Below are 4,841 nucleotides of genomic sequence, written 5' to 3' on the forward strand. Positions count from 1 at the left end.
CCCGCCGGGGCCCCCGGCCGGCGACCGGTCGCGCAGGGTCTCCTGGGCCACGTACCCACCTCGTTCGCTCGTTCCCTTCCCGGAACGCTACCGGGCGCGGGCGGCCGCGGCGACCGCGCCCGCGCCGCCGGGGGGGCGGGGGGCCGCGGACCGGAGAGGCCGGTGGCGTGCGGACACGGAAGAGGGCCCGCGACATCCGTCGGGCCGGAGCCGTCCCACAGGCGGTGAGAGCGAGCCTCCGTTTTCTACTGGATGTCCGGGCCCTTCCCGGGTCCAACCCCCCCGCGCGATCGGGCGGCTCCGCCCGGGCCCGCTCCCGGAGCACCGCACTGGCTGAGGCGGACACGAAACCGGACCACTCGCGTGGTCCCCGTCCCCGTCGTGGTGCGATGCCCGGCGGCGCCTCGGGCGGCCGATCGGTGAGTCCCGTGCTGGACTGCAGCAAAACTACCGGCTTCCGGCCTCATGTCAACCGCCGCATGTTCTGCGGGGACTCGCGTCGCCGCAGGTCAGAGACATGATCAGCCGTCCGCGAAATCGGCTGCGAAGATCGCCGCGAGCGGCGTGGCGGAACCCGCCGGGGGCGGGGGTCAGCCGCCGGGCGCGGCGACCACCACCGTGCCGGTCGCGGTGACCGCCACGATCGGCTCCGCCAGCGCCTCGGCGGCCGACTCGCCCTTGTCGGGGCGGCCCCGGCACACCACGCGCGCCTCGAACTCCATCACGCGGCTGCGGGTGCCGGCGCGGACCAGCACGGCCGTGGTCTCCAGCACGTCCCCGGCCTTGACCGGGGCGCGGAACTGGACGTCGGAGTAGGAGGCGAACAGGCCCTCGTCGCCGTCGGTGCGGACGCACAGCTCGGTGGCCGCGTCGCCGAACAGCCCGAGGACGTAGGCGCCGTCGACCAGGTCGCCGGCGTAGTGGGCGTGGGAGTAGGGGACGTAGCGGCGGTGGGTGACGGTCGTCCCCTCGCGCGGATCACTCATCGTCGTCTCCGTGGTCGGGGCCGTCTCCGCGGCCGTCTCCGCCGCGGGCGGCCGGCTGGTCGGGCAGCAGGGCGTGGACGAGGTAGCTGGCGACCTCGGCGGGCGTGGTGCCCTTGCCGAAGATCCGGTCGACGCCGAGGTCGGCCTCGGTGACGGTGTCGAAGCGGGGGCCGCCGACCACCAGCAGCGGCCGCCCCACCCCGCCGGCCACGGCGGTCGGGTACTCGGCGTGGAACGCGGCGGCCATCTGCTTGGTGTTGTGCAGGTGCGCGTTGCGCTGGGTGACGACCTGCGACACCAGGACGGCGTCGGCGTTCTCGGCCTTGGCGCGCTCCACCAGCTCCTCGACGGTGACCTGGGCGCCCATGTTCACGACCTGGATCTCCCGGTAGTACTCTAGGCCCTTCTCCCCCGCGAACCCCTTGACGTTCAGGATCGCGTCGATGCCGACGGTGTGGGCGTCGGTGCCGATGCAGGCGCCGACGACCACCAGCCGCCGGTTCAGCGCGCCGCGGATCGCCAGGTTCACCTCCTGCGAGGTCAGCAGCGGGTAGGCGCGCTCCTCCGGGGCCGGGATGGACGCGTAGTCGATCAGGTGCCGGACCTTGCCGTACACGATGAAGAAGGTGAAGTCGGGCCCCATCGGCTTGGCGTGCACGACGCTGGCGGGGTCCAGGCCCATCTTCCCGGCGAGCTGCAGGGCGGCGGCCTCGGCGCGCTTGCCGGCGGGGACGGGCAGGGTGAACGACATCTGCACCATGCCGTCGCCGGTGGTGTCGCCGTAGGGGCGGATGACCTGGCGGGTGTCGGCGGGCTCGGCGGGCGCCCGCGTGCCGGTTCCGGGGCTCTCGACGGTCATGCGGGCACCTCCTGCTGGGCCGCGCCGGCGGCGCTGCCGGCGTGCGGGTCCTCGGTGTCGAGGATGTCGATGGCGGGGTTGAAGTAGCCGTCGGCGCGGGGGACGACGCCGTCCAGGCCCTTGCCGCCGTCGGGCGGGCGGCGGGTGACGCCGAAGGTGCCCTCGGCGATCGCGTTGAGGAGCCCGTCGTCGGCGATGCGCTCGAGCAGGTCCACCGACTCCGCCAGCACCTGCCGGGCGCGCTGGACGATCAACCCGTCCGGGCGGGGCACGAAGTCCTCGGCGAGGCTTCCGCAGGCGTCGCGGACGTAGCGGACGTTCTCCAGCGCGAGGTCGCGGTCCGACAGCCACGGGGTGTGGATGCCCTCGGTCATCATCCCGATCAGGATGATCGACTGGCCGGTCATCACGCCGGCGAGGTTGAAGAAGGCGTCCAGCAGGTAGCCGGCGAAGATGTTGCCCGTCATGTGCTTGGTGGGCGGCATGTACTTCAGCGGCGCGCCGGGGAACAGCTCCCGGACGAGCTGGGCGTGCGCGAGCTCCAGCCGGAACGACTCGGGCACCGCCGGGTCGATCTCGAAGGCGTGGCCGAGGCCGAGCTGGGCGTCGGAGAGGCCGGCCTCGTGCCCGAACCGCTCGTTGAGCAGCTGGCTGACGACCACGGTGTGCGCGGCGTCGACGGCGTCGGCGGTGGTGAGGTAGTTGTCCTCGCCGGTGTTGATGACGATGCCGGCGCGGGCGTGGACCTGCCGGGAGAACCGCTGGTCGATGAACGTCCGGCGGGGGTTGATGTCGCGGAAGATGATGCCGTACATGCAGTCGTTGAGCATCATGTCCAGGCGCTCCAGCCCGGCGAGCGCGGCGATCTCCGGCATGCACAGCCCGGAGGCGTAGTTGGTCAGCCGGACGTAGCGGCCGAGCTCGCGGGAGACGTCGTCCAGCGCGGCGCGCATCAGCCGGAAGTTCTCGCGGGTGGCGTAGGTGCCGGCGTAGCCCTCGCGGGTGGCGCCCTCGGGGACGAAGTCCAGCAGCGACTGGCCGGTGGAGCGGATCACCGCGACGACGTCGGCGCCCTCGCGGGCGGCGGCCTGCGCCTGCGGGATGTCCTCGTAGATGTCGCCGGTCGCGACGATCAGGTAGACCAGCGGCTGCGGCGGGTCGGCGCTGTCGGGGGCGGGCAGCTCTGCCAGCAGCCGGTCGCGCTCGGCGCGGCGCCGGTCGATGCGGGCGATGCCGCCGCGCGCGGCCTCGGCGGCGGCCTTGCGGGCGTGGTCGGCGTCGGTGCCGGCCGGGAGCCGGAACGACACCCGGCCCGCGGCGGCGGCCTGGGCGAGGTCGCGCAGGGAGCCGTGCGGGCCGCTCAGCAGCGCGTCCCAGACCGGGAGCGCGAGGCCGTGCTCCAGGCCGACCTGGTCGCGGACGGCGTCGGCGAGGTGGTTGGCCCACGGCCGCCCGCCCTCGTCGGCGCCGGCGAGGCCGGCCAGGCGCAGCAGCGCCCGCTCAACCGAGACGGTGGTGTGGGAGCGCGCCATCTCGATGATCGGTTCCGCGGCGCGGGCGGCGAGCCGCCGGGCGGTGCGCACCGCCTCCGGGTCGAGGTCCAGCTTTCCCTGCGGCGCCATCGCCGTCTCCCCTCACGCAGCCGCCCCTCTCAGGCCGGTCCGAACAATCGTCCTTCATACCGGGTGCTCTACGGGAGATCTTCCGGCATGAACAGCGTATTTCACAAGAAGTCGCGGCAGATTCCTCCGACCTGGCCGCGCCCGTACCGATCACCTTCCCTGTCCGGACGGTCATGTCACCTTCAGGTGACGGTCAGTGGCGAACCCACCGGTAACGACCGTACGTGAAATTAAACTCACCCTCAGTGATAACAGCCCAACGCGGGAGTGGCATGATCCTTTACTGTGCGGCCGCGGCCTGCGCGATCGGCGTGGTGCTCGTGGCGAGCCGGCTCGTCCGCCGCCTGAAGGGCGTGGACGACCCCGACCCCGACGGCCCCACCACCGCGCACACCGGGGCGATGCTCTCGGCGCTGTTCCTGCTGGCCTTCGCCATCGCCATCGTGGTGCCGTGGACGACCGCCGACGCGGCGCGCTCCAACACCTACGCCGAGAGCCAGGCGATCTCCGAGGCGTACTGGGCCGCGAGCCGGCTCCCCGCGCCCGACGCGCGGCACGTCCAGGCGGAGCTGAGCCGGTACGTCGCGCTGGTCCGCGGCCCCGAGTGGCGGCTGATGGAGCACGGCCGCCTCAGCTCCGACGGCCAGCGCGACCTGGACGACCTGCGCCGCTACGTCATCGCCGTCAAGGCCGAGTCCGACGAGCTGAAGGACGCCCGCAACGCCGTGCTCGACCACCTCAGCGAGATCTCCGGCGCCCGCAACCAGCGCGGAGCCGACGCGCGCACCACCCCGCCCGCCGGGCTGCTGGCGATGACGCTGCTGACCGGCGTCGCGGTCCTGCTGCTGCCGTTCCTGTCGGGCGCCCGCCCGCGCGGCGCCACGCTCGTCCCGCTGTCGATCATGGCGGCGCTGCTGGCCGCCGGGGCCTACCTGACCGTCGACATCTCCCATGTCTTCAGCGGCGCCCTCGCCGTCGGCCCGGAGGCGTTCACGCACCTGCAGGCCGAACTGCAGCGCGTCGGGGCGGGCGGCTGACATGCGCCCGCTGCCGTTCCGGCCCGCCGCGCTGCCGGCCGTGCTGCCCGCCGCGGTCGCGGGCGCGCTCGCCTTCCCCGCCGCCGCGCTCGCCGACCCGACCCCGCACCCGATCATCAGCGTGTGCATCGACATCGAGATCGGCCCCGGCGCCGGCCTGGGCGGCTCGCCCTGCGAGCCGCACCAGCCCCCGCCGCCTCCGCCGCCTCCGCCGCAGACCCCGGCCCCTCCGCCGCCGCAGGTACCGCCCGCGCCGCCGGAGGAACCGCCGCCCCCGCCGGAGGAGCCGCCGCCGCCCGAGGTTCCCGAGCCGCCCGCCGAACCGGCCCCGCCGGCC

Annotated in this window: 4 protein-coding genes and 1 pseudogene; 2 read left to right on the forward strand and 3 right to left on the reverse strand. The window is 74.1% G+C overall.

The window, feature by feature from the left end:
• Nucleotides 1–590 precede the first annotated feature (590 nt).
• Genes AB0K34_RS46035 through AB0K34_RS46045 form a run of 3 tightly spaced genes read right to left on the reverse strand, consistent with a single transcriptional unit; the run spans nucleotide 591 to nucleotide 3,467 of the window.
• Nucleotides 591–986 (reverse strand): hotdog fold domain-containing protein, encoded by a 396-nt coding sequence (locus tag AB0K34_RS46035; protein WP_138641976.1) that lies wholly within the window; start codon nucleotides 984–986, stop codon nucleotides 591–593.
• On the reverse strand, nucleotides 979–1,845 hold the full coding sequence (locus tag AB0K34_RS46040; protein WP_138641975.1) for an OAM dimerization domain-containing protein: 867 nt from the start codon (nucleotides 1,843–1,845) through the stop codon (nucleotides 979–981). The genes AB0K34_RS46035 and AB0K34_RS46040 overlap by 8 nt, the downstream gene beginning before the upstream one ends.
• Entirely contained in the window at nucleotides 1,842–3,467 is a 1,626-nt protein-coding gene (locus AB0K34_RS46045; protein ID WP_138641974.1) for a lysine 5,6-aminomutase subunit alpha, read from the reverse strand. The genes AB0K34_RS46040 and AB0K34_RS46045 overlap by 4 nt, the downstream gene beginning before the upstream one ends.
• Before the next feature lie 272 nt (nucleotides 3,468–3,739).
• Here AB0K34_RS46045 and AB0K34_RS46050 point away from each other — a divergent pair, with 272 nt between their 5' ends.
• Together AB0K34_RS46050 and AB0K34_RS46055 are read left to right on the forward strand one after the other, a co-directional pair.
• Complete coding sequence (locus AB0K34_RS46050) at nucleotides 3,740–4,504, forward strand: DUF4239 domain-containing protein (protein ID WP_138641973.1); 765 nt, start codon at nucleotides 3,740–3,742, stop codon at nucleotides 4,502–4,504.
• Between the two features lies 1 nt (nucleotide 4,505).
• Nucleotides 4,506–4,841, forward strand: a pseudogene (locus AB0K34_RS46055) (hypothetical protein); the annotation flags it as partial.

The sequence above is a fragment of the Actinomadura sp. NPDC049382 genome (assembly GCF_040677125.1).
GTDB classification, from domain to species: Bacteria; Actinomycetota; Actinomycetes; order Streptosporangiales; family Streptosporangiaceae; genus Spirillospora; species Spirillospora geliboluensis.